19 protein-coding genes are annotated in these 24,549 nt (G+C 62.6%); 10 read left to right on the forward strand and 9 right to left on the reverse strand.

The window, feature by feature from the left end:
* Positions 1 to 165: 165 nt before the first annotated feature.
* The gene (locus ACM6IM_RS24915) at positions 166 to 4,461 is read left to right on the forward strand and encodes a dermonecrotic toxin domain-containing protein (protein ID WP_414866575.1); all 4,296 of its coding nucleotides are present in this window, start codon (positions 166 to 168) and stop codon (positions 4,459 to 4,461) included.
* A 73-nt stretch (positions 4,462 to 4,534) separates the two neighbouring features.
* Here the strand turns inward: ACM6IM_RS24915 and ACM6IM_RS24920 are convergent, their stop codons facing one another.
* The 5 genes from ACM6IM_RS24920 to ACM6IM_RS24940 form a co-directional block, all read right to left on the reverse strand.
* Positions 4,535 to 5,890 (reverse strand): imelysin family protein, encoded by a 1,356-nt coding sequence (locus ACM6IM_RS24920; RefSeq protein WP_192305406.1) that lies wholly within the window; start codon positions 5,888 to 5,890, stop codon positions 4,535 to 4,537.
* A gap of 232 nt (positions 5,891 to 6,122) precedes the next feature.
* Complete coding sequence (locus tag ACM6IM_RS24925; RefSeq protein WP_201194057.1) at positions 6,123 to 8,174, reverse strand: putative bifunctional diguanylate cyclase/phosphodiesterase; 2,052 nt, start codon at positions 8,172 to 8,174, stop codon at positions 6,123 to 6,125.
* 572 nt (positions 8,175 to 8,746) lie between these two features.
* The gene (locus ACM6IM_RS24930) at positions 8,747 to 9,343 is read right to left on the reverse strand and encodes a superoxide dismutase (RefSeq protein ID WP_065949384.1); all 597 of its coding nucleotides are present in this window, start codon (positions 9,341 to 9,343) and stop codon (positions 8,747 to 8,749) included.
* Positions 9,344 to 9,520: 177 nt separating this feature from the next.
* Positions 9,521 to 10,123 (reverse strand): LysE/ArgO family amino acid transporter, encoded by a 603-nt coding sequence (locus ACM6IM_RS24935; RefSeq protein ID WP_192305410.1) that lies wholly within the window; start codon positions 10,121 to 10,123, stop codon positions 9,521 to 9,523.
* Between the two features lie 6 nt (positions 10,124 to 10,129).
* Positions 10,130 to 10,531: an ACT domain-containing protein gene (locus tag ACM6IM_RS24940; protein ID WP_414866576.1), complete on the reverse strand. Its 402-nt coding sequence runs from the start codon at positions 10,529 to 10,531 to the stop codon at positions 10,130 to 10,132.
* A gap of 94 nt (positions 10,532 to 10,625) precedes the next feature.
* On the opposite strand from ACM6IM_RS24940, the gene ACM6IM_RS24945 reads away from it, so the two are divergent.
* From ACM6IM_RS24945 to ACM6IM_RS24960, 4 genes are all read left to right on the forward strand, one after another.
* Positions 10,626 to 11,519 (forward strand): LysR family transcriptional regulator ArgP, encoded by an 894-nt coding sequence (locus tag ACM6IM_RS24945; RefSeq protein WP_201194051.1) that lies wholly within the window; start codon positions 10,626 to 10,628, stop codon positions 11,517 to 11,519.
* Between the two features lie 54 nt (positions 11,520 to 11,573).
* Positions 11,574 to 12,566 carry an NAD-dependent epimerase/dehydratase family protein gene (locus ACM6IM_RS24950; RefSeq protein WP_192305416.1) on the forward strand — a complete coding sequence of 331 codons (993 nt, stop codon included), beginning with the start codon at positions 11,574 to 11,576 and terminating at the stop codon, positions 12,564 to 12,566.
* Positions 12,567 to 12,682: 116 nt separating this feature from the next.
* The gene (locus ACM6IM_RS24955; RefSeq protein WP_414866577.1) at positions 12,683 to 13,558 is read left to right on the forward strand and encodes an ATPase; all 876 of its coding nucleotides are present in this window, start codon (positions 12,683 to 12,685) and stop codon (positions 13,556 to 13,558) included.
* Between the two features lie 92 nt (positions 13,559 to 13,650).
* A complete protein-coding gene (locus ACM6IM_RS24960; RefSeq protein ID WP_414866578.1) occupies positions 13,651 to 14,499 on the forward strand; it encodes a cache domain-containing protein in 849 nt (282 codons plus the stop codon).
* A 101-nt stretch (positions 14,500 to 14,600) separates the two neighbouring features.
* Here ACM6IM_RS24960 and ACM6IM_RS24965 read toward each other — a convergent pair whose 3' ends face one another.
* A complete protein-coding gene (locus tag ACM6IM_RS24965) occupies positions 14,601 to 16,055 on the reverse strand; it encodes an MDR family MFS transporter (RefSeq protein WP_414866611.1) in 1,455 nt (484 codons plus the stop codon).
* Between the two features lie 356 nt (positions 16,056 to 16,411).
* Here ACM6IM_RS24965 and ACM6IM_RS24970 point away from each other — a divergent pair, with 356 nt between their 5' ends.
* Positions 16,412 to 17,308, forward strand: coding sequence for a helix-turn-helix domain-containing protein (locus tag ACM6IM_RS24970; RefSeq protein ID WP_201194042.1), 897 nt, complete (start codon positions 16,412 to 16,414; stop codon positions 17,306 to 17,308).
* Between the two features lie 9 nt (positions 17,309 to 17,317).
* Here ACM6IM_RS24970 and ACM6IM_RS24975 read toward each other — a convergent pair whose 3' ends face one another.
* Together ACM6IM_RS24975 and ACM6IM_RS24980 are read right to left on the reverse strand one after the other, a co-directional pair.
* Positions 17,318 to 17,494, reverse strand: a complete 177-nt coding sequence (locus ACM6IM_RS24975; RefSeq protein ID WP_192305427.1) for a hypothetical protein — start codon at positions 17,492 to 17,494, stop codon at positions 17,318 to 17,320.
* A gap of 126 nt (positions 17,495 to 17,620) precedes the next feature.
* Positions 17,621 to 18,526 (reverse strand): LysR family transcriptional regulator, encoded by a 906-nt coding sequence (locus tag ACM6IM_RS24980; protein ID WP_225606964.1) that lies wholly within the window; start codon positions 18,524 to 18,526, stop codon positions 17,621 to 17,623.
* A 145-nt stretch (positions 18,527 to 18,671) separates the two neighbouring features.
* Between ACM6IM_RS24980 and ACM6IM_RS24985 the strand changes: the two genes are divergently transcribed.
* Positions 18,672 to 19,547, forward strand: a complete 876-nt coding sequence (locus tag ACM6IM_RS24985; protein WP_414866579.1) for an MBL fold metallo-hydrolase — start codon at positions 18,672 to 18,674, stop codon at positions 19,545 to 19,547.
* 34 nt (positions 19,548 to 19,581) lie between these two features.
* Positions 19,582 to 20,196 (forward strand): NAD(P)-dependent oxidoreductase, encoded by a 615-nt coding sequence (locus tag ACM6IM_RS24990; protein WP_414866580.1) that lies wholly within the window; start codon positions 19,582 to 19,584, stop codon positions 20,194 to 20,196.
* A 64-nt stretch (positions 20,197 to 20,260) separates the two neighbouring features.
* Here ACM6IM_RS24990 and ACM6IM_RS24995 read toward each other — a convergent pair whose 3' ends face one another.
* The gene (locus tag ACM6IM_RS24995; protein ID WP_192305433.1) at positions 20,261 to 21,139 is read right to left on the reverse strand and encodes a LysR substrate-binding domain-containing protein; all 879 of its coding nucleotides are present in this window, start codon (positions 21,137 to 21,139) and stop codon (positions 20,261 to 20,263) included.
* Between the two features lie 159 nt (positions 21,140 to 21,298).
* Here ACM6IM_RS24995 and ACM6IM_RS25000 point away from each other — a divergent pair, with 159 nt between their 5' ends.
* Both ACM6IM_RS25000 and ACM6IM_RS25005 read left to right on the forward strand, forming a co-directional pair.
* Entirely contained in the window at positions 21,299 to 22,936 is a 1,638-nt protein-coding gene (locus ACM6IM_RS25000) for a 5-guanidino-2-oxopentanoate decarboxylase (protein ID WP_414866581.1), read from the forward strand.
* Positions 22,933 to 24,381 carry an aldehyde dehydrogenase family protein gene (locus ACM6IM_RS25005; RefSeq protein WP_414866582.1) on the forward strand — a complete coding sequence of 483 codons (1,449 nt, stop codon included), beginning with the start codon at positions 22,933 to 22,935 and terminating at the stop codon, positions 24,379 to 24,381. The genes ACM6IM_RS25000 and ACM6IM_RS25005 overlap by 4 nt, the downstream gene beginning before the upstream one ends.
* Positions 24,382 to 24,549: the final 168 nt, after the last annotated feature.

A 24,549-nucleotide genomic window follows, 5' to 3' on the forward strand; every position in this document is an offset into this window, starting at 1 on the left:
AGCAAAACAAGGGCGCAAAGTCTAACAGGGCAGGGCGGATTGAATAAGAGGAATTATCGTTTGCTTGACCCTGCGCAAGGGATGGACAAGGGATAGATATGTACCGCACCCGGGCAATGGCGCGTGGGCAGGATGCCGGTGATCTTTTTCCCGGAGTTTTGCGCCATGCAGCATGAAGTTCAAACCTCAGCGCGGACCGCCCTGGCGTCCGCCCGCGTCAGCCCTGCCCAGACGACCTTGCAGGAACGCCTGTCCGCGCTGGACGTGCAGATCGCCGAGCGGTTGGCCGCCAGGCCCCATTTCCACGCGTTCGTCGGCGAGGCTTTCGCCAAACACTTCGCCGGCCTGACACCCGCTCCCGACCTGCTGCGCAGCTTTATCAACAGTGATGAGCCGCCGCAGGCCGAGTCCTGCGCCGATAAGCCGGCCAACGCTTGCACCAACAGGGACGCCGGCCCGCAGCCCCTGCCACCGAGCCTGATGGACGCGGTGGTGCGGCGGATCGTCAGCGGGCAGGCTTCAAACTACGCCTCACGCAAGGTGCGCTTCGAACGCGCCTCCGAGGTGGGGGGTGAGGCGCTGCCGTACACCGCGCTCCAGCCGCCAGCGTTCGATGCCTTTCTCGATCAGTTGGCAGGCGGGTTGCCCGCGCAATTCAACCGCTATATGCAGCGTTACTGGGCGCAGCCCTGCAGCCCGACCGATGCGCGCACTCACCGGCAGTGGCTGGTGGCGACGCGTATCGAGCAACTGAAAACCGAAGTGGCCCTGCTCAAGGTCGACGGTTTGCTCAGCGCCAGCGCCGTGACCCTGTTCGAAACGGTCCTGCGCCATCCGGATGCACAGTCCCGGCAGACCCTGGAGGATGCTCGCCCCTGCGTGTACGCCGTTGCCCTGCAGGACGCAGAGGCCGACGCAATAACCCTGCACGGTGCATTTATCCTGACATCGCGGGACCCGCAGCATGCCCGGGTGCAATGGGAAAGCGAGGTGACCGCCCCGCAGGTCCGGCCCGTCGAGCGCAACGCTAACGTCGGCGCCGTGTTGCTGTTTACCCCGAACAACGGTCTGGAAGCCTTCGACTCGTTGGCCAGTCTTGACCGCGAGTTGCATCGACGCGTGAGCCACGCCATCGAGTTCGCCACGCTGCTGGCCCTGGTGGCCGACAAGGACCGGGCACGGGTGCTGGCCCTGCAGCGGCAGGCACCCGAGCGGGATCGGGTGAAATACCTCGAACGCCTGGATTCTCCCTTCGATTACAGCATCGAGTCGCAATGCCAAGGCATCGCCGAGAACCTCGCATCGACCTTCGCTCGCTATGTGAAGCAAGGCGTGCACGCGGACATGGCGAACATGCCGGGCGCCATCGACCGGGTGGCCGACCCGCGCCGCGCCTTCGAGGTCCAGCCGATTCTGGAAGCCAGGCTCAGGAAGCAATGCAAGGCCCGCCTGAGCGCGTTTCTGCAAGGCGCGAGCCGCTCCGATCAGGAAGCCTGGGCCCTCGCTTTCAGGCACTACACCGAGGCGCTGGCCAGCCTGCCGGAATATGAAGGTCTGCCGTCCTTGGCCCAGTTCAGTGACCGGCGCGAGCTGTTGGTCTACAGCAACCGGCAGTTGCGCGCGGCGCTTGAAACACAGTATGGCTTGACCGTGAACCCGGACGATATCGTCGTGCACACCCGCGAGCCCGAACTGCCGATCAACTCAATCCCCGCCGGAGCCCCCGGCACCTCCATCCGCAACCCGGGTGATTTTCGCTTCAAGCATCGACAGCGGACATTGACGGAGCTGGCGCTGGATAACCTCTCCGGCATTGACCACAACTTCACGCGTTACACCCGGCTGAGTATGAAAAACGTCGAGGCCGATCCACCGGAAAAGGCCGGCGCTTCCAGGACGCCGACAACCGAAGCGGCGAAGGCCTACGACGATTTGACCCTCCAGCAAGTCAAGGACCTGATCCGCAGCACCAACGTCGGTCAGGCCTATCAGGATTTTCTCAAGTCGAGCCTGGTCAGCTCGCCGGCAGCGCTTGCCCGCAAGCAGTCGTTCGCCGGCCTGATCGAGCGGCAACTGCGACTGGATGCCATCGAGGCCAGAATCAACGGCGATTTTCTCCCCGACCGCCTGGCGCGCGGCTTCCATTGGGTGCAGGTGGTTCTCGATGCGCCGGTGGACAACGACCAGCGCCAAACCGTGGAAGGTCATCGGGTCGTCGTTCAGTACCTGCAGCTGCGCGGACAACGCGTGCGCGGTGTGCTGTTGTTCGCCACCGCTTCGGCCGGGGTTGGCTCGGTCGTGGTTTACACCCCGGGAGCCCCGGGCGGCCGGGTATTTCATGAGTATCGCAAAGAGCGCCTGATGGTCGACTTCGTGCACAACAGTTCCTGGCGCGACTATCTGGCAGGGCGCGTGGATCGGGCCTACCAGGCTCAGGTACTGGGGACCCTCAAGGGCCGCGGCGATGTCTCGACGGTCAACATGACCGGTATCGCCGGCAACCTCTTCGAAGACGCGTACGAGGTCGAAGCGAATTTCGCGATCAACGATGCAGCGGCCCAGGTCACGACCACGCACCAGACCAATGTCGAGACCGGGCTGCTCATCGCCACTACCGTGGCCGATGTGTTGAGCATGGTGCTGCCGGTGCACGTCACGTTGCCCGTCGGCATCGCCAGGAGTCTGATCTCGGTGTTCAACGCGGTGGACGCCGCGCAGATCGGCGACCGTGCCGGCGCGGCGCACCACATTGTCAGGGCCCTGGCGGAATTTACCGGGGTGTTGATCGATGGGGTGATGGCGGCATCGATTCTGCGCGGCACGGGCGCGGGTGTCGCCACGGCCGATGCGAGTGGTCGAAGCCTGAATCCGCAAATGGCCCTGAAGGAAAAACCGCAGGGCGTGGTCGAGCTCAGCGGTTGGGAAGGCAAGGGCATCTACAGCAAGCGTTCGAAAGAGGGTAACGCCCGGCAGTACTTCCTCAATGACCGCAAACACTGGTATTCGATCATTGACGAAGGTTTCGAAGAGGCGTGGCGAATCCGGGATGCGCGCAAACCGTTGCAGATGCATTACGCGCCGATCCGCCGCACGTCCAAGGGACAATGGGAGATCGGCACCCACCCCGACGCGCCGGGGCTGGGCGGGGTTTCGCCCCAGGAGGCGCTGCGGGACCTGTATCCCTTCCTCAGTGAAGCGCAAGCCCGCCATGTGTTCGAGTCATTCACCTTTCCGCGAGGCCGGGAGATCGAGTTGGGGCTCAGTTTTGTCCAGCACCTGGGTTCAGGGATGGCGTTGGATTCGTTCAATCGTTACCTGCGGGTCAGCGACTCGCTCCTGCGCATGCGGTTGTCGGGACATGGCACGCCCAGCGGTTTTTCCGGGGGCGGGGTGGCTGTCGAGCCGTCCGCACCGGCTGTGCCGAGGGCAGGTCCGAGCCAGCCGCGTGCGGCCTCGCCATTGCCATCGGTGCCTGGCCGTGCGCCCGGTGAACGGTTTCTCGACTGGGGGCAACGGATCGAGGCGTCGGATCTGAATCTGCACAACACCGAGTTCGGCATCTACCGGCGCACCGGTGGCGATCCGGGGCGGGTGGGACGCGACTACATCAAGATCGACGAGCGCTATTACCCGATCCTGCCATCGGGAGAGAACGCGACACCGCATCTGGCGTTCATGTTCGACGACCGGCTCGACATCAACAGCTTCGCGCAGTTCGAGCACATGATCTGGACGGATATGCACAACCAGCCGCGATCGGTTTTTTTTGCCGCAGCCGATCAACGCTGGATCAATTCGTCCAGCCTGCTGTTCGAGAAGACCATCAGCCGCTACGTGGGGGACTCGTTTGCCACGTTCGGCCCGGCCAGTCAGCAACACATTGCCCAGGCGCTGTTCGACCAGGCGAACCCCAACGGCCTGACCGCGTCGGGTATCGCCAGCGTTTGGCGCACGTTGAAGGCCTGGAGCAGGCGATCGTCGGCGCCTGCAATGCCGGGTGATCCGTTGGTGATGCTGTCGGTCACGCCGAGAAACGCCGCCGGGCAGTGGCTGCTGCGGGACCCAAGCGCTGCCTTCAACCGCCTGGAACTCAAGTCCGTCGGGGCGGAAAGCCTGCTGCACGCGGTGATGCGCTCCGCCACCGAAGAGTCCTTGCGACTGTTGTTGAGCCAACGGCTGGTCGGCAGCGGATACCAGATGATTGCCGGTTATCGTCTGGGCTCTGAACTGTTGTTCCGCTGGCCAGGACATTCGCGGGTGTATTGGCTGTCGTTGCGCCGGGTGCTCGGCGACGTGGTCGATGGCAGCGCGCACGTGGTGCCGCAGCTCAACCTGATGGACACGGTGAGCCGCAACCTGGTGACTCAGGCCCAGGCTCGTGGGGATCTTGTGGCGCTGGTAGGGGGTGTTCGTCTGCCCGTCGCCGGCGCGGCGGTGAAGATCTTCATCATCCGCACTTGAGGCGGGGCAGGCAGGATAAAAAAAGCCCCGAACATTCGGGGCTTTTTCAGGACGCGTTGCTGAGCGGAATCGATCAGAACTCGTGGTCGGCGTTGTCCGGGTTCAGGTCGGTGATACCCAGTTTGCCAGCGGCCGCTTCGATCGAACCGGTCTGCTTGACCAGGGAGGCGATGGCGTCGCGCACGATCTGGTTGCCAGCGGCGTTACCGGCGGCGATCAACTGGTCGTAGTGCTCACCCTTGAGGGCGTGATCGACGATGACCTGCATCTTCGCTTCAGTGGCTTCAAGGTCGGCTTTCAGCGCGCTGTCGGCGGCGGGATCGGCCTTGGCCACCAGGGACGACAGGCTGGCGCCTGTCATCTTGGTGCCGTCGACGCGGGTGTATTCGCCCAGGTACACGTTGCGGATGCCCTTGGCATCGTAGAACTGCGAGTAGTGGGTGTTGTCGCTGAAGCAATCGTGTTCGTCTTCCGGCGAGTTGGCTTCCAGGGACACCTTCATGCGCTCGCCCGCCAGTTCGCCCAGGGACAGGCTGCCCATGCCGAACAGCATTTTGCGCAGGCCGGCTTCGGCCGGTTCGGCTTCCAGGACGGCGCGATAGTTGTCGGCCACGTTCGGCTTCCAGTTACCGACCATTTCTTCCAGGTCGCTGACCAGCAGCTGGGTCACCGCCTTGAGGTACGCGCGACGACGATCGTTGTGGCCGCCGGTGGCGCCGGCACCTTCCAGGTAGTCCGAAGCCGGACGGTTGCCGGCGCCAGGGCCGGTGCCGTTCAGGTCCTGGCCCCAGAGCAGGAATTCGATGGCGTGGTAGCCGGTGGCGACGTTGGCTTCGGAACCGCCCAGCTCGTTGAGGCTGGCGAGTTTTTCCGGCGTGATGTCCTTCACGTCGATCTTGTCTTCGCCCACCTGGATTTCGGTGTTGGCGATGATGTTGGCCGTGGCACCCGGGTTACCCAGGGCGTGCTCGTAGGATTTGTCGACGTAGTCGATCAGGCCTTCGTCCAGGGGCCAGGCGTTCACCTGACCTTCCCAATCGTCGATGATGGTGTTGCCGAAACGGAATGCTTCGCTCTGCAGGTAAGGGACGCGTGCAGCGACCCAGGCTGCCTTGGCGGCTTTGAGGGTGTCGGCGTTCGGCTTGGCGAGGAACGCGTCGACGGCGGTTTGCAGGGTTTTCGCGGTGGATTCGGCATCGCTGTAAACGGCGTAGACGATGTCGGCGTAATGCGCGACAACGGCTTTGGCGGCCGCTTCATCGACTTTGCCGGCGGCGGCAGGTGCGGCGGCTGGAGCAGCCGGGGCAGCGGCAGTGCTGGCAGCCGGCGCAGGTGCGGCAGCTTTTTCTTTGTCTTTACCTTCGCCACAACCGGCGAGGGAAATAGCGATGGCCAACAGACTGGCGGTAGCCAGAGGCATACGAATCATGGCGAACATCCTGCTTCGAGAGGGGGTGGAATGGCGCGCCCGGCGCGCAAAACTGCCACATAATGCAAATCTTTCGCATTATGTGTAAAGGGTTGTAGCTGGAAATATTTCCCATTCACGGGTGCCGTGTGTGGGAGCGAGCCTGCTTGCGATGAACCGCACGGCGCCGTGGTGCGTCAGGGAGGACGGGTATCGTTGACGCCCCTCCCGAGCAGGCACGCTCGCACAGCGATTACAAAATCGCTGCGTTACTGCGCTGGGCCTGCTTCATGTAGGCGCCCAGTTCCCGTGCCGGCAGGGGTTTGCTGTAGAAGTAGCCCTGACCTTCGTGACAGCCTTCGGAAATGATGTAAGCCTCCTGCTCGGCGGTTTCCACGCCTTCGGCAATCACCTGCATGCCCAGGCTCTTGCCCAGCTGGATGATGGCGCGAACGATGGTCGCGTCGTCGTCGTCATCGAGCAGGTCCTGAACGAAGCTCTTGTCGATCTTGATCTTGTCCAGCGGCAGGCTTTTGAGGTAACTCAGCGAGGAGTAGCCGGTGCCGAAGTCGTCGATGGCGATCAACGCGCCGGAGCGGCGCAGGCTCAGCAGGTGCTGGGCGGCGGTGCTGATGTCTTCCATCAGGCCGGTTTCGGTGACTTCCAGTTCCAGGCTGCGCGGCGGCAGGCGGTACATTTGCAGCAGGTTGTTGACCACCCGCGGCAGCTCGGCGTGGTGCAGTTGCACGGTCGACAGGTTCACCGCCATGCGCAGCTCGGTGAAGCCCTGGTCGTGCCAGTCGCGCAGTTGTTTGCACGCCTGGTCCAGCACCCACTCGCCGATGGCGATGATGGTGCCGTTCTGCTCGGCCAGCGGGATGAACAGGTCGGGCGGCACCAGTCCGTGCTCGGGATGTTGCCAGCGTATCAATGCCTCGACGCCCACCACGCGATGATCGCGGTAGCTGATCTGGGGTTGATAGACCAGGTAGAACTGATCCCGGGCCAGGGCATCGCGCAGGTCTTTTTCCAGCTCGCGACGACGACGCATCTCGGTGTCGACGCTGGCGATATAGAACTGATAACGGTTGCGCGAGCGGGTCTTGGCCAGGGTCATGGTCTGCTCGGCCTTTTGCAGCAGTTTTTCGGTGCTGTCACCGTCCTCCGGGAACAGGGTGATACCGATGGTGGCGCGCAGGCGGATCTCTTGATGATCGAGGGCAAATGCCGCTTCCAGGTCATCGAGAATGCTCTGTGCCAGCTCCGCCGCTTCGTAGGGTTGTTCGATATCGGCCTGGACCAGTGCGAACTGGTCGCCGCCGAGGCGGGCCAGGGCGCCGAGACGACCGCTGTGGGCACGCAGACGGTCGGCGAGGGCCAGCAGCAGTTGGTCGCCGGTCTGATAGCTGAACTGTTCGTTGATGCCCTTGAAGTCATCCAGGCCCACACACAACACCGCCACCCGGCGTTGCAGTTTGCCGGCGTCGACCAGGATCTTGTCCAGCTGCGTCTGCAATTGCTGGCGGTTCGGCAACCCGGTGAGGAAATCGTACTGGGCCATGCGCAGCAGGCTGTTTTCCGCCTCGTGGCGCAGATGCGTGTTGCGCTCGATGGATTCGAGCAACTGGTTGGCGGTGTTGATCCAGATCCCCAGTTCGTTTTTTTCGTGGCCCTTGAGCTGCGGGATCTTGTGCTCGCTGGGACGGTCCGGGTTGATTTCGGTCAGGTGCTCGATGATGCGCGACAGCGGCTTGGTCAGCAGCCAGTGATAGACCAGGTACAGCACCAGGCCCATGGCCAAGGCACGCAGTACGCCGGAAATGAAGATGATCACCGAGCTGACGATGAACCCCTGCCCGTAGGTGGCGGTGTCGAGGGTGATGCTCAGGTCGCCGTAGTACTCGCTGTAGGGGCCACGACCGACCAGTTGGGTGGTAAACGTGCGCTCCTTGCCCAGGATAAGGTCCGTCAGCCAGCGGCTGCTGGAGACCTGCAGATCACGGGACTTTTGCGCGAGCATGGCTTCATTGGGGTGGCCGATGGACGCCTGGCGCACGGCATCATCCTGAAACAGGCCTTCGATAACCTGCATGCCCATTTCCCGGTCCAGGCTGTAGACGGCCTGGGTCGAGGGATCGCGAAACATGTCGAGGATGCGCTGGGCATCACTGGCCACGGCCTGGTGTGTTTTATAGGCATCGAAAACGATCTGTGCGCAGCTCAAGACCACGCCGACGATCAATGCCGACAGGAGCACGACCCGGAGCAACTTCACCGACAAGCTGTTCTTGAGTTCCAGCTTCAAAGAGTCATTCCTTGTTCCGTGCAGGTAGCATCAAGTTGCCATGAGTATTGGCAATCCCGTGATGGCAGTCAAAGGGACAATCGAACACAGGAGCATTTACCTGTGGGGTTGGCCGAAATGCTGTTGCCTGGCGTATTTGCGCTGATTAGTACTGTTTCGGTAGTCGAGTCCTTCAACTTGAGGGGCGGGTCAGCTTATTTTCCTTCAGGTTGATGTTAGACGGCTATGGCGTTGGAGCAAGGGGCTCTGGGCGGGTTTCATTTTCGGCGTGTGTAGGGAGTTGTAATGAGTGTGGGAGCGAGCCTGCACGCGATGGGGTTTGTCAGATGATCATTCATAAGGACTTGCCGCGATGGCGGCCTGACAGCCGAGCTGATTTCAACAGGTGTACACGATCCCTGTGGGGGCTGGCTTGCCAGCGATGAGGTCAGCACATTCAATACCTTCATTGGCTGATCCACCGCCATCGCGAGCAGGCTCGCTCCCACCGAAGATCGTGCTCCAACACGCCTTGCTTACTGGCGCCCATAAAAAAACCCGGCCAAGGCCGGGTTTTTCGACTGGCGTCGAGCTTAAGCAGTGAAGGTCTTGCCTTCGAATTGCTCAGCCACGAATTTCCAGTTGACCAGGTTCCAGAACGCTTCGACGTACTTCGGACGAACGTTGCGGTAGTCGATGTAGTAAGCGTGTTCCCAGACGTCGCAGGTCAGCAGCGGGGTGTCGCCGTTGGTCAGCGGGTTGCCGGCGCCGATGGTGCTGGCCAGGGCCAGGGAACCGTCAGCCTTTTTCACCAGCCAGCCCCAACCGGAACCGAAAGTGCCGATGGAAGTTTTGCTGAACTCTTCCTTGAACTTGTCGAACGAACCGAAGGCTGCATTGATCGCTTCAGCCAGTGCGCCGGTTGGTTGACCGCCGGCGTTTGGCGCCAGACAGTTCCAGTAGAAGGTGTGGTTCCACACTTGAGCGGCGTTGTTGAAGATACCGCCCGAGGAAGACTTGACGATTTCTTCCAGGGTCTTGCCTTCGAACTCGGTGCCAGGCACCAGGTTGTTCAGGTTCACGACGTAGGTGTTGTGGTGCTTGTCGTGGTGGTATTCCAGGGTTTCCTTGGAAATGTGCGGCTGCAGGGCATCGTGGGCGTAAGGCAGCGGCGGCAATTCGAAAGCCATGATCATTCTCCTAATCAGGTCAGTTTGCGGTGGTCGCAAGGCCGATCACGGGCGGCCCGACAAAGCGCCAGGAGTTTGTACTCTTTGCGGCGCATCGACCGGATCATAGCACCGGGGGTGCGGCATAACCACGCAACAACTGTGTGGGATAGAGGTTCCAGAGCCTTTTGGAATAAATCACGCACTCACGATCAGTTGAGCCGCCACGGTAAACATCATCACCGCCACCAACAGGTCGAGGATACGCCAGGTGCTCGGCCGGGCCAGCCATGGGGCCAGCCAGGCGGCCCCCAGCGCCAGGGTGAAGAACCACAGCAACGACGCACTGGCCGCGCCGACGACATATGCGCCGGGCTCGGTCTGCTGGGCGCCGAGGGAACCGATCAGCAACACCGTATCCAGATAGACGTGCGGGTTGAGCAGGGTCACCGCCAGGGCGCTGAGCATGACCGCGCGCAGGGAGCGAACGGTCTGGTTTTCCCCCTGTTGCAGGCTCTGTTTCGAGCAGGCCCGACGCAGCGCGAGGCTGCCGTACCAGATCAGAAACGCTGCACCGCCCCAGCGGGCGACCGCGAGCAGGGTCGGGTTGTGCGCCAGCACGGTCGCCAGGCCGAACACACCGGCGGCCACCAACAGCGCATCGCAGACGACGCAGAGTGCCGCCACCGGCAGGTGATGTTCGCGACGCAGGCTCTGGGCCAATACGAAGGCGTTCTGCGTGCCGATCGCCATGATCAGTCCGGCGGCCACCAACAGGCCGTTCACATAGCTTTGCCACATAGACGATTACTCCGCGTTGGCTGCCAGGTCGCGCAACACCTGCATGGCGCGTTCGGCATCGGCCTGGCCGACGAACAAATGGTCGTGGTAGTACCCGGCGATCACGTTGCAACTGATGCCTGCCTGGCCCAGCGCCGTGGCGAAGGCGGCCGTCAGGCCGACGGCTTGCAGCGCCGAGTGCACGTTCAGGGTGATCCAGGCGGCGACGTAGTCGAAGTCGAACCCGGCCTGTTCAGCATGGGAGCGCTCCAGGATCACCGTCAGACCTTCCTGCTCGCGAAAACTGCCGATGATCTGCAGGCCGTCGGGCAACCGACCGTCGCGCAATGTGCAGAACACGTACTCGCCGGCGTTGAGTTGCGGGCTCATGCTTCGCAAAAGAGTTGCCAGTGATGTTTCGCCAGCCATACGGGTGTTCCTTTCAAAAGTTCTTGCTGGCCATTCTCCGTCTACAGGTTGTATAAGAAAAACCAATCCTGCTGATTACTCATTAGGAAAACTGATGTTCGACTATAAATTGCTCTCGGCCCTGGCGGCGGTGATCGAACAGGCCGGTTTCGAACGGGCCGCCCAGGTGCTCGGTTTGTCGCAGTCGGCCATCTCCCAGCGCATCAAGTTGCTGGAAGCACGGGTTGGCCAGCCGGTGTTGGTGCGCGCCACGCCACCGGCACCGACCGATATCGGCCGACGTCTGCTCAACCACGTGCAGCAAGTGCGCCTGCTCGAACGCGACCTGCAAACCCTGGTCCCGGCACTGGACGAGGAAGGCCTGCCGGAACGCCTGCGCATCGCCCTCAACGCCGACAGCCTCGCCACGTGGTGGGCCGAGGCGGTCGGTGACTTTTGCGCCGAGCAACAGGTGCTTCTGGACCTGGTGGTCGAAGATCAGACCGTCGGCCTCAAGCGCATGCGGGCCGGTGAAGTGGCCGCGTGCCTGTGTGCCAGTGAACGTCCGGTGGCCGGCGGGCGTAGCGTGTTGCTGGGCGCCATGCGTTATCGTGCGCTGGCCAGCCCGGCGTTCATCGACCGGCACTTCCCTCAGGGCGTGCGGGCCGAACAGTTGTCGAAAACGCCAGCCCTGGTGTTTGGCCCGGACGATTTCCTGCAGCATCGCTACCTTGCCTCTCTCGGGGTCGACGGTGGCTTTGAGCACCATCTATGCCCGTCATCCGAAGGCTTCATTCGCCTGGCCGAAGCCGGTCTGGGCTGGGGGCTGGCGCCTGAACTGCAGGTTCGCGAGCAGTTGAAACGCGGGGTTTTACGCGAGCTGTTGCCAGATAAGCCCATCGATGTCCCGCTGTACTGGCATCATTGGCGCAATGGCGGGCAGTTGCTGGGGCTGCTGACGGATCAATTGGTGCGCTCATCGAAGCAATGGCTCGTGCCGTTGGACTGAGCCGCAGCGTCAAGACCTCACGCACTACGCAAAACGAAATATTCGGAGCACTACATGAAGATTCTGGTCACCGGCGCAAGCGGCTTCATCGGCGGACGCTTTGCGCGTTTTGCCCTGGAGCAGGGCCTGGAAGTACGGGTCAACGGTCGCCGGGCCGAAAGCGTCGACCACCTGGTGCGTCGTGGCGCCGAATTCGTCCAGGGCGACTTGAGCGACCCGCAACTGGCGCGCGACCTGTGTGCCGACGTCGAGGCGGTGGTGCATTGCGCCGGGGCGGTGGGGGTGTGGGGGCGTTATCAGGACTTTCATCAGGGCAACGTGCAGGTCACCGAGAACGTGGTCGAGGCCTGTCTCAAGCAGCGCGTGCGGCGGTTGGTGCATCTGTCCTCGCCATCGATCTACTTCGACGGGCGCGATCACCTCGGATTGACCGAGGAACAGGTGCCCAAACGCTTCAAGCATCCGTACGCCGCGACCAAGTACCTGGCCGAGCAGAAGGTCTTCGGTGCCCAGGAGTTCGGCCTGGAAACCCTGGCCCTGCGCCCGCGTTTCGTGACCGGCGCCGGCGACATGAGCATTTTCCCGCGGTTGTTGAAGATGCAGCGCAAAGGGCGCCTGGCCATCGTTGGCAACGGGTTGAACAAGGTGGATTTCACCAGCGTGCAAAACCTCAACGAGGCCATGCTCAGCAGCTTGCTGGCCAGCGGCTCGGCGTTGGGCAAGGCCTATAACATCAGCAACGGAACGCCGATTCCGTTGTGGGATGTGGTCAATTACGTCATGCGCAAGATGGATGTCCCACAGGTGACCCGCTACCGTTCCTACGGCCTGGCCTACGCCGTGGCGGCGCTCAACGAGGGTGTGTGCAAGCTGTGGCCCGGGCGTCCCGAGCCGACCCTGTCACGCCTGGGCATGCAGGTGATGAACAAAAGTTTCACCCTGGACATCAGTCGCGCCCGGCATTATCTGGATTACGATCCGAAAGTCAGTCTGTGGACCGCCCTCGATGAGTTCTGCGCCTGGTGGAAGGCCCAGGACATCCGCTGAAACACAGACGGCCCGGATACTGAACCCCGCCCCGGTATCCAGGGTCAATCGATGCGGCTGACGGGTTTATACTCTGGCCCATAATGCCATCACCGGGTTTCACAAAGGTCGACTCAATGTCCATGCGTAACGATGCCAACGACGACTTCGATGATGTACCGAGCCTGCGGGCCGATGTCCTCGACGACGATGATTTTCCAACCACGGCGCGCACCACGGTCCATTCGCGCACGCCACCGGTGGTCAAGGTCAAGGCCGCGAGCACCGGCCCGTTGTGGGCGCTGGTCGGCGCGTTGTTCTTCGCCTTCGCCGGCCTGGCCTGGTGGAGTTTTCAGCAGATTTCGCTGATGGAACAGCAACTGGTGGCGACCCAGGAAAGTTTCGCGCGGATCAGTGAGGAAGCGGCGGGGCGCCTGCAGGACATTTCCGGCAAGGTGGTCGCCAGCCAGACCAACGTCACCAGCGACAGCGAAGCGCTGAAACTGCAAATCAAGCAGTTGGAAAGCAAGCTCCAGGACCAGAGCAAGCAGCAGCAGGGCGTTGTCGGCCAGACCACGGACCTGGACAAGCGCCTGGCGCAAATGACCGCGCAAACCAGCGAACTGGACAAGCGTCTGGCGCAGGCCAGCGCCCAGAACACCGAGCAACAGGCGGCCAACACGCAATTGCAGGCCCAGGTCAAAGCCTTGAGCGGCGAACTGGCGGCGCTGAAAAGCGCGCCGGCAGACACCGACAAGATCGACGCCCAGCTCAAAAGCCTTGGCGCCGACATTGCCGCCCTGAAAAAACAGGGCAACCCGAGTGCCGCCATCGAACGCCTGGAACAGGACATGATCGTGCTCAAGAGCGAGCAGGACAACCGCCCGGCCGCTGCGCCGGCGGCGTCCAACACCGCCGAATTCGACGCCTTCCGTAGCCAGGTCACCCGCAACATCAACACCCTTCAGGCGCAGATCCAGAATTTGCAGCAGCAGTTGCGCGCCAAGCCATAGGCAGCGGATTGTGACTGCTGTTTGCTGAATGTCCCTGCATGCCCCATTGCCGTCTACGCTCTTGAAACACTGACAAGAACGAGGGATGGGCAATGGGGTTTCTGCATCGGTTGGCCCTGCTGGGGGGCATGTTTTTGCTGTTTGCGGGGCAGGCACAGGCTGCTGCGACTGAAAAGGACGACAGCAAGGCGGCCATTGCCTTGCTGGAAAAGGCCCTGGCCTATTACCACGACAACGGCGACAAGGCGTTTGCGGCGTTCAGTCGCCAGGGCGAGTTCGTCGACAAGGATCGCTACGTGTTCGTGGTCGATACCCAGGGCGTGATGCTGGCCAGCGGCGGACCTTCCTCGGCATTGATCGGGCGCGATGTCTCCGAAGTCCTCGGACCGGACGTGCGCAAGGCCTTCCAGAACGCGCTGAAAGTGCCGGAGGGCAATGGCATTCAGGAGGCGGAATATCGCTGGCAGAACTGGTCCGATGGCAAGGTCGAGCGCAAGCACGTGTACTACCAGCGCATTGGCCAACGCATCCTGGCGGTGGGTTATTACCTGCCACGGGCCTCGGCAGAGCAGGCGATGGCGCTGCTGAACAAGGCGGCTGCCGACCTGACCCGGGACGAGAAGGGCACGCTGACCGCGATCAATTCCCTCAAGGGCGGTTACCTGCAGGATGACCTGTACGTGTTTGTCGTCGACCTGGACACCCAGCGTTATGTCGCCCACGGGACCAACCTGCGCCTGGTCAACACCGATTTCGGCAAGATCAAGGACCCTGAAGGCAAGCCTGTGGGTGAGCCGATCCTGGCGTTGATCGCCAAACAGGACTACGGCGAGTACGCCTACAAGTGGAAAAACCCGGTGACCGGCAAGGTTGAGGACAAGCACGCGTACCTGAAGAAGGTCGGGCATTTTCTGGTGGCGGTGGGTTACTACAGCCCTTGAGTCGGGGTGAGCGATGTCTGCCATCGCAAGCAGACTCGCTCTCACCTCTGCAAGGAGGTTCCCTGTGGGAGCGAGCTTGTTCGCGAGGCGGGCTATACGGTCTAGCGAACCTTGTCCTCGCGCCCGCGCAACACTCGGTTCGGCATCACAATCGCCGCTGCCAGCCCCAGCAGCGAGACCGCCGCGCTGACCAGCAGCAAATGCCGGAAGGTCGTCAGCAGCTCCGCGCGCAAGGCATTCTGCTCGTTCCCCGGCGCGGCGTTCAGGCCGTCGAGCAGGACGTTTCCGGAGTGCCCCTCGGTCAGCAGGGTCGAACCGGCCAGGTGGGAAAAGCTCGAATCCTGCAACAGTGCCAGCAGCAGTGCCGACATCAACGCCACCCCCACCGCGCCGCCCAGGGAGCGGAACAGGTTGGTGGTGCTGGTGGCAACGCCGATGTCGCGCTGGTCCACTGCGTTCTGCGTACCGACCAGCGACGTGGGGAACTGCATGCCACCCGCTATTCCGTTGAGCAACATGAACAGGCTGCTCAACCAGAACGCCTGCGGTGCACTGAACGCCATGCCCAGGATCGAAATCGGCATCAGGATCGCGCCCGCCAGAATCTGTGGCTTGTAACGACCGGTGACCGAGGTTCGACGACCGGCGAAATAAGCGCCAATCGGCAATCCCATCGCCAATGGCAGCAGGTGCAAGGCAGCGCTGTCGGCTCCGGCGCCGGTCACGCTCTGAAAACGCAGCGGCATCAGCACGATCAGCGAAATCGCCTGGAAGCTGGTGAAGAAAATCGTGCACCAGCACAGCAGGGCGTTGCGGTTGGCGAACAGGTGCATCGGCAGCAAAGGCTCCCGGGCGCGGCCTTCATGCCAGACGAAGACGGTCAGCACCGTCAGGGCCGCTGCAAACAGCCCGAGCACTTCGCTGCTGCGCCATGAATGTCCCTGTCCGACCTGGGTGATGCCGAGCAGCAGCGCGGTCAGGCCGATGATCATCAACAGCGTACCGAGGTAGTCGATGACGGGTTTGCGTTGGGGGATCGGCAGGCCCACCAGGTTGCGTCGGGCCACCCAGTACGCACCGAGCCCCAGGGGCAGGTTGATCAGGAACACCCAGCGCCAGGACAGGTATTCGGTCATGTAGCCGCCCAGCACCGGACCGGCGACGCTGGCCACCGCGTACATGCTGCTGAAATAACCCTGATAACGCCCGCGCTCCCGGGGCGGCACGATGTCGCCGATGATCGCCTGGCTGACCGAAATCATCCCGCCGGCGCCAATGCCCTGGACAATTCGCGCCAGCACCAGTTGCTCCATGCTCTGGGCCATGCCGCAGAACAGCGAAGCCAGGGTGAACAGCCCCATGCCGAACAGCATCAGCCGGCGCCGTCCATACAGGTCGCCGAGTTTGCCGTAGATCGGCACCGCCACGGTCATCGCCACCATGTAGCCGGAAATCACCCAGGCCAGCAGGCTGACATCCTTGAACTGTGCAGAAATGGCCGGCATTGAAACGGCGACGATGGTCTGGTCCAGCGCGCCGAGAAAGATCGCCAGCATCAGTGCAATCAGCACATTGCGAATGGCGGGGCTGGGCGCATCGGGCGGGTTCGGATGGGGCACGGAAAAACCTGCAGGCAGTGAGCTGACCGCCCAGTTCGAGGCGGTTGGAAATGCTCGCCAGTGTAAGTCGGTAGCAGGCTATTCGATAGCCTCGTACGGAAACCGCAGGTCATTTTCTCCTTGGATTTTTCTCAATGTGTCCCCCACGCACACCTCGGGTGAGGTATTTTCATGGGGCATGCGCACGCATTTTTCACTTGCGGGTCGTTCGACTGAGGGTGAAAACTGAGGAGCCCCCTGTACTGTCAATCGTGCAATTATCGCCCGCCACCTCCGAGGCCTGGATTGAAGTGATGAACAAGCCTGACCTGCCTTCGATACCGGTGTTCAAGCTTTACGGTGAAAGCCTCGACTGGCCGACACCGGACTTGCTGCACTGCGAAACCATCTCCAAGCGCAGTCGCGAACACCAGTGGGAAATCAAACCCCATCGCCACGCCGATCTATGCCAGTTGCTCTTCGTGTTCAAAGGTCAGGCAGCGCTTGAAATCGAAGGTCACCGTACGCAATTGGACGAGCCGGCGATCCTGGTCCTGCCGCCGCTGTCGGTGCATGGCTACCGTTTTTCCGAGGATGTCGAAGGCTTTGTCGTGACCCTGGCGGCGCCGTTGGTGGCCCACCTTCAGGCGCAACTGGGGCATTCGGTGAATGCCCTGGCCCAGGCTGACAGTTATCCGTCCGGCGCGGACAGCGATTACCTCAATAGCCTGTTCCAGGCGTTGCAGACCGAATACACCGGGCATCAACCGGCCCGGGAAATGCTCATGCATTCGCTGGTCAGTGTGATTCTGGTATGGGTCAGCCGCCAGGCGCTGTCGCGTCGCAGCGCCACCCAACGTCCGCAGCGCGCGCGGGAATACCTCAATGGGTTTATCCAACTGGTGGAGGAGACCTATCGACAGCATGTCAAGGTCGAGGACCTGGCGCATCGCCTGGGGATTTCCGTCTCCCACCTCAACGGCACGTGCCGGGAACTGGCGGGACAGCCGGCCCTGCAGATCGTGCACGAGCGCCAATTGCTCGAGGCCAAGCGGCTGCTGACCTACACCAGCATGACCATTTATGAGATGTCCGAGGTCCTGGGGTTTTCCGATCCGACCAACTTCACGCGTCTGTTCCGCCGCCGGGTGGGCATTTCACCCAAGGCGTTCCGCGACCGCTTGAAGGCCGATCAGGATCACGAGGGCTGAGCGCCGTCGTTAGCGCAGCGCGTTGAGGGTGGCGTTGTGGGGGATGCAACGCTCGAAATTGCAGCTGGCGTATTCCCGGGGCAGTTGTCGCAACTGCTCCACGCGCCAGGCCGCTGTGCCGTACAGCGCCAGCGTCGCCGCGCAGGTGAGGAATATCGCGAGGTATCTTCTTGTTTTGATGTTCATGGCGTTGACCTCTGAACTCATACCCATACATTGAGCATAGGTCAGGGGTGGTGAGTTGCCAGTCACGGGGCACTTGCTTTTGACCCGGTATTCAAAACGCTGATACCCCAATGTGAGGGGGCTTGCTCACAGCCCGATGTCCCAGGCCGGCTCTCGGGGAAACCGTTCCACCAGAAAATCCAGCAGGCTGCGCAACGCCGTCGGCATGTGTTTGCGCGAGGCGTATACCGCGTAGATGTTCATCAGCTGCGGCTCGGCCTGGGGCAACAGGCGCACCAGTTCGCCGCTGTGGATATGCGCGCCGGCCTGATAGGTGGGAAGCATCGCCACGCCCGCGCCGGCGATCGTCGCGCGCAGCAGCGTGCTGGCCTCATTGGCGCTGATGTTGCCCTGCACCGGGATCGACAGCGGTTCGCCGTCCTGCTCGAAATGCCACAGGCTCTTGCCGACATAGGAATGGGTCAGGCAGTTGTGCTGGCTGAGGTCCTCGACCCGCCGTGGCGCCGGATGCGCCTGCAGGTACGCCGGCGCGGCGCAGATCACCGAGCGACAGACCGTCAATCGCCGGGCAATGAGATTCGGGTCCAGGTCATTGCTGGTGCGAATCGCCAGGTCGATGCGTTCGTCCACCAGGTTCACCGTGCGGTCGAGCATCTGCAAGTCGATGCTGACGCCGGGATACCGTTGGACGTAGGCCGTCACCGCGTCGGCCAGTTGCGCCTGGGCGAATGACGTACTGACGCTGATGCGCAGCAGGCCTCGTGGCGCGTCGTCGGGTTCGCTGACGGCGGCCTGCATGTCGGCCGACAGTTCGAGCATCTGCCGGCAACGGGGCAGGGTTTCGCTGCCGGCGGTGGTCAGGCTCAATTTGCGCGTGGTGCGGTGCATCAGGCGGGCGCCCACCCAGTCTTCCAACTCGGCCAGATAGCGTGAAACCACCGGCCGTGACAGCTCCAGATGATCGGCGGCGGCTGACTGGCTGCCGAGGTCGACCACCGTGACGAACACCCGCATTGCTTGTAGACGATCCATGATTTGCCCGATTTCAGAAACAAACTATGTCGCAGCATCGCATTTTTTGTACTGAACCAGGCAACTAAGCTCTGCTCCATGGTTGGTTTTGTCCATCCCCTGGCGGCGCGTGCAGGGGGCGGGTTCACACTTTATGGAGCTGCACATGATCGGTTTCGCCTTTTTCCAACGTCTCTTTCTGGCCGCCAGCCTTGGTTTCGCCGTGCAGGCCAGCGCAGCGCCCCTGACCCTGGATGTCTACAACCCCGGCGAGCAGGCGATCTTCCCGGTGACCTCGGTGCTGGTCAGCGGCGAGCGGGACGCGATCCTGGTGGACGCGCAATTCGGCCGGGCCCAGGCCGCGCAAGTGGTGGACAAAATCCGCGCCAGCGGCAAGCGCCTGACCACCATCTACATCAGTCATGGCGACCCGGACTACTACTTCGGCCTGGACACCCTGACAGCGGCATTTCCTGAGGCCAGGGTGCTGGCCTCGCAGCCGACCGTGGATCACATCAATAAAACCGTCGAGGGCAAACTGGCGTATTGGGGACCGAAAATGGCGGCCGACGCGCCGGCTGAAACCATCGTGCCCGGCGTGCTCGAGGGCGACAGCCTGATGCTCGAAGGGCAGAAATTGCAGGTGGTGGGCCTTGAGGGCAAGCAACCGGATCGCACCTTCGTCTGGATCCCGTCGATCAAGGCGGTGGTCGGTGGAGTGGTGGTTGCGCAGAACATCCACGTGTGGATGGCCGATACCCAGACCGCGCAATCCCATGCCGACTGGTTGGCTACGCTGCAGGCTATCGAAACCCTGAAGCCGGACACCGTGGTGCCCGGTCACTACCTCGGTGAACGGGCGGGCGCCCTGGCATCGGTGCAATTCACCGCCGATTACATCAAGGCCTTCGACGAAGAAACCGTCAGGGCCAGGGATGCGGGCGCGCTGGTCGCCGCCATGAAAAAACGTTTCCCGGCCCTGGGCGAAGTCAGCTCGCTGGAGCTGAGCGCCAAAGTCGCCAAGGGCGAGATGAAGTGGTAACGCCCCTTTGAATTCAAGCCAACTGGAGTACGTCATGAGCAAGATCGCAATCATCGGTGCCACCGGCCGTGCCGGCAGCCAACTGTTGGAAGAAGCCCTGCGTCGTGGCCACAGCGTCACGGCCATCGCCCGCGATACGTCGAAAATCGGCGAGCGTGCCGGGGTGGTCAGCAAGAATGTCGACGTACTGGATGCCCAGGCGTTGCAAGCGGCGGTGACGGGCCATGACGTGGTGATCAGCGCTGCGCATTTCGCCACGATTCCGAGCGCCGCGGTGATCGAACCGGTGAAGAGGGCCGGGGTGAAGCGCCTGTTGGTGGTGGGCGGTGCCGGTTCGTTGTTGCTGCCGGATGGCACCCGCGTAATCGACAGCGAGGGTTTCCCCGAGGCCTACAAGGCCGAGGCCAGTGCCGGTGCGGTATTCCTCGAAGACCTGCGTCGGGAACAGCAACTGGACTGGACGTTCGTGTCGCCGTCGGCGGAGTTTGTCGAGGGTGAGCGCAGCGGTACGTTTCGCCTCGGCAAGGACGATTTGCTGGTGAGCAGTGCAGGGCGCAGCTGGATCACGTTTGCCGATTATGCGATTGCGCTGATCGATGAAGTGGAAACGCCAAAACACGTGCGGCAGCGGTTTACCGTCGGCTACTGACGATTGTTTCCCTGAATGTCGGCAGGCGCGAGCTCGCCCCTGCCGGAGGGGGGATGGAATGGGCTCAGCGCGCTTGAGCCTGTTCCACCAACCATGCCATCAGCTCACGCAATCGTGACGACGGCGCGGTCTTTTCCGGGAACACCAGGTAATACGCCAACCCGGTCTTCACCTTCAATTCAAACGGCATGACCAGGCGTCCGGCGCTCAGGTCGTCGCCGATCAGCGACCAGTCTCCGATCGCCACACCCGTGCCTTGGGACGCCATCGACATCGCCAGGTCGAGTGTTTCGAAATGCTGGCCCCTGGCGTTGCTCAAGTGCAGGTTCGCCGCTTTCAACCAGGCATTCCAGTCACGCTCATCCTGCGTCGGGTGCAACAGCAAATGCTGTTGCAGGTCAGCTGGCACTTGCAACGCCAGGGGCTCATCGAGCATCGAGGGGGAACACACCGGCGTCAGTTGTTCATCGAACAGCAGGCAGGAGGCGAGCGCGCTGTCCGGTGCGGCGCCATAGATCACCGCCGCGTCGAACTGCTCGCGTTGGAAATCCACGCCGTGCTTGACCGTGGTGGTCAAGGCCACCGGCACGTCCGGACGCTGTTTTTGCCACTGCAGCAGGCGCGGCAACAGCCAGCGCATGACACAGGTCGGCGCCTTCAGTTGCAGGGTTTCGCGCTTCTCGCCGATCTGCTCCACCGCCTCGTCGATCAGGCCGAAAACCTGCTGGACCCGTGGCAGCCATGCGCGACCTTCAGCCGTCAGTTCCAGTCCCCGTGCCTGACGGATGAACAATTCATAACCGAGAAAATCCTCCAGCCCGGCGATCTGCCGGCTCACCGCGCCCTGGGTGATGAACAGTTGTTCGGCGGCACGGGTGAAGTTGCAGCACTGCGCGGTAATCAGAAAAGTGTGCAGCGCCGGCAGGGGAGGCAATCGTTTCATTGGGATCCAAGGTATGACGTAAGGACATGGCTGGCATGATTTTTTATCCATTGTTGCGGCAACGTGTCGACCGTTCCAATGAGGCCATCCCTGGACCTGCCCATTTATCATAAACACAGCGCAGGCCCGGCGTCTCAAACGAACAAGAAGGGCAAAGACATGGCGACGTGTGGCGAAGTATTGGTCAAGTTACTCGAAGGCTACGGGGTCGAGCAGGTGTTCGGCATCCCCGGAGTGCATACCGTGGAGCTGTATCGCGGGCTGGCCCGTTCGAGCATCGACCACGTCACCCCACGTCACGAACAAGGGGCCGGTTTCATGGCCGACGGTTATGCCCGCACCCGCGGCAAACCGGGCGTGTGTTTTATCATCACCGGCCCGGGCATGACCAACATCACCACCGCCATGGGCCAGGCCTACGCCGATTCGATCCCGATGCTGGTGATCTCCAGCGTGCAGACGCGCAACCAGTTGGGCGGCGGTCGCGGCAAACTGCACGAGTTGCCGAACCAGAGCGCGCTGTGCGCCGGTGTCGCCGCCTTCTCCCATACCCTGATGTCCGCGTCCGAGCTGCCGGGCGTTCTGGCCCGGGCCTTCGCCCTGTTCCAGGCCGGTCGTCCGCGCCCGGTGCACATCGAAATTCCATTGGACGTGCTGGTCGAGGAGGCCGACGAGCTGCTCGCCTGCGTGCCGGTCAATATCGACCGTGCCGGCGCTTCGCCGAGTGCGATCAGCCGCATGACCGAGTTGCTCGCCAGCGCCAGGCGTCCGTTGATTCTTGCCGGGGGCGGTGCCATCGACGCCGCGGGCGAGTTGACCGCGCTGGCCGAACTGCTGGACGCGCCGGTCGCGCTGACCATCAACGCCAAGGGCATGCTCGAATCGGCTCACCCATTGCTGATCGGCTCGACCCAGAGCCTGGTGGCGACCCGGGCACTGGTGGCCGAGGCCGATGTCGTGCTGGCCATCGGCACCGAACTGGCGGAAACCGACTACGACATCACCTTCGCGGGTGGTTTCGAGATTCCCGGCAAGCTGCTGCGTGTCGACATCGACCCGGACCAGACCGTGCGCAATTATCCGCCACACCTCGCCCTGGTTGCCGATTCGCGCAACGCCGCGCAGGCCTTGCTCAGTGCCCTGTCGCACAAGTCCCTGCCCGAGCGCCGCAACGACTGGGGTCAGGTACGCGCCGCCCGTCTGCGCGAAGAACTGGCCGCCAACTGGGATGCGCCGACCCTGGCTCAGACCCGTTTCCTGGAAACCGTGCTGCACGAATTGCCGGACGCGGTGTTCGTCGGCGATTCGACGCAACCGGTGTACACCGGCAACCTGACGTTCAACCCGGAACGCCCACGTCGCTGGTTCAACTCTTCTACCGGCTACGGCACCCTCGGTTATGCGTTGCCGGCGGCCATCGGTGCCTGGCTCGGCGGCAGTTCAACCAACGGCACCCGCCCCCCGGTGGTGTGCCTGATCGGCGACGGCGGCCTGCAATTCACCCTGCCGGAACTGGCCAGTGCCGTGGAAGCGCGCACCCCGGTGATCGTGCTGCTGTGGAATAACCAGGGCTACGAAGAGATCAAGAAATACATGGTCAACCGTGCCATCGAACCGGTGGGCGTCGACATCTATACCCCGGATTTCATCGGTGTGGCCAAGGCCCTGGGCTGCGCCGCCGAAGCGGTCAGCGACGTCGAGAAACTGCGCAGCGCCCTGCGTGCAGCCACCGATCGCCAGGGCCCGACCCTGATTGAGATCGACCAGACCCTGTGGACCCGGGCGGTGTCGAAATGAGCTTCCCGACGACACTGGATGGGCTGTACATCGACGGTAAATGGTCCGCCGGCAGCGAGCATCTGCGGGTGATCAATCCGGCCACCGAAGCCTTGCTGACCACCGTCGTCGGTGGTGATGAGCAGGCGGTGGATCAAGCGGTCAGCGCTGCCACGCGCGCCTTCGCCGACTGGTCGAAGACCACCGGCGTCGAGCGCGGCGCGATCCTGCGCAAGATCGCCGCCGGCGTGCAGGCCGGTCGCGAGCAGTTGATGCAGTTACAGTCGAGCAACAACGGCAAGCCCTTGTTCGAAGCGGCCATCGACGTCGATGACGTGATCGCCACCTTCGAGTACTACGCCGGTCTGGCCGAAGGCCTGGATACGAAGCAGGACAGCAACGTCGAGTTGCCCACCGACGATTTCAACGCACGCCTGCGCCGAGAACCCTGCGGCGTGGTCGGCCTGATCGTGCCGTGGAATTTCCCGATGGTCACCACCGCCTGGAAACTCGCCCCGGCCCTGGCCGCCGGTTGCTGCGTGGTGCTCAAGCCTTCCGAAGTCACGCCACTGCCGGAGCTGGAACTGGCGGCGATCATCGCTGAAGCCGGGTTGCCGGCGGGGGTGTTCAACCTGGTCTGTGGCACGGGCCTGGCCGTGGGAGCGCCGTTGTCGGCGGACCCGCGCGTGGCGAAAATTTCCTTCACCGGCAGCAATGCGGTCGGCGTGCAGGTGATGCAACGCGCTGCCGAAACCGTGAAGGGCGTCAGCCTGGAGCTGGGGGGTAAATCCTCGCTGTTGGTACTGGCCGATGCCGACCTTGACCTGGCGGTGGACGTGGCGTGTGGCGGCGGTTTCTTCAACGCCGGGCAGATGTGCTCCGCCACCAGCCGCGTGCTGGTCGCCGATGTGCTGTTCGATGACTTCCTCGCTCGTCTGAAGGCCCGCGCCGAAGCCATTCGCGTGGCCGACCCGTTCGATCCGAACGTGGAAATGGGCGCGCTGGTCAATCAGGCGCAATACCAGCGCGTGCTCGGTCACCTCGATCGTGGCCTGAGCGCCGGGGCCAAGCTGATTTGCGGCGGCAACCGTCCTGCTGATCTGCCGCGCGGCTATTTTTTGCAGCCGACGGTATTCACCGACGTGCCCCTGGACAGTGCACTGTGGTGTGAAGAGATTTTCGGCCCGGTGATTTGCGTGCGCCGTTTCACCACCGAAGCCGAGGCGATTGCCTTGGCCAACGACAGTCAGTTTGGCCTGGTGGCCAGCGTGGTGACGCGCAATGCCGACGCCGCCGACCGCGTCGCCAACGCCTTGCAGGCGGGGCTGGTGTGGATCAACGCGCCGCAGGTGATCTTCCCACAGACCGCCTGGGGTGGTTACAAGCAGAGCAGTATCGGCCGCGAATTGGGGCCGTGGGGCTTGCAGGCTTTCCAGGAAATCAAACACGTGATTCGGGCCGTCTGACGGCTCGAAAATGGTGAGCGCATGCCTCCTGAAGAGGCATGCGTGGGCGTCATGGCTTCGATGAGTTTTTATCGATAGTCAGGGGTTTTGCACCACCTCAGGATGAACTCGCTGGCTCAGCCAAACCCCCGAAGATACGGGGGCGAAAGGCTGAATCCGCCGCGCGGA

Source organism: Pseudomonas sp. IT-P12, assembly GCF_949767465.1.
GTDB lineage: Bacteria > Pseudomonadota > Gammaproteobacteria > Pseudomonadales > Pseudomonadaceae > Aquipseudomonas.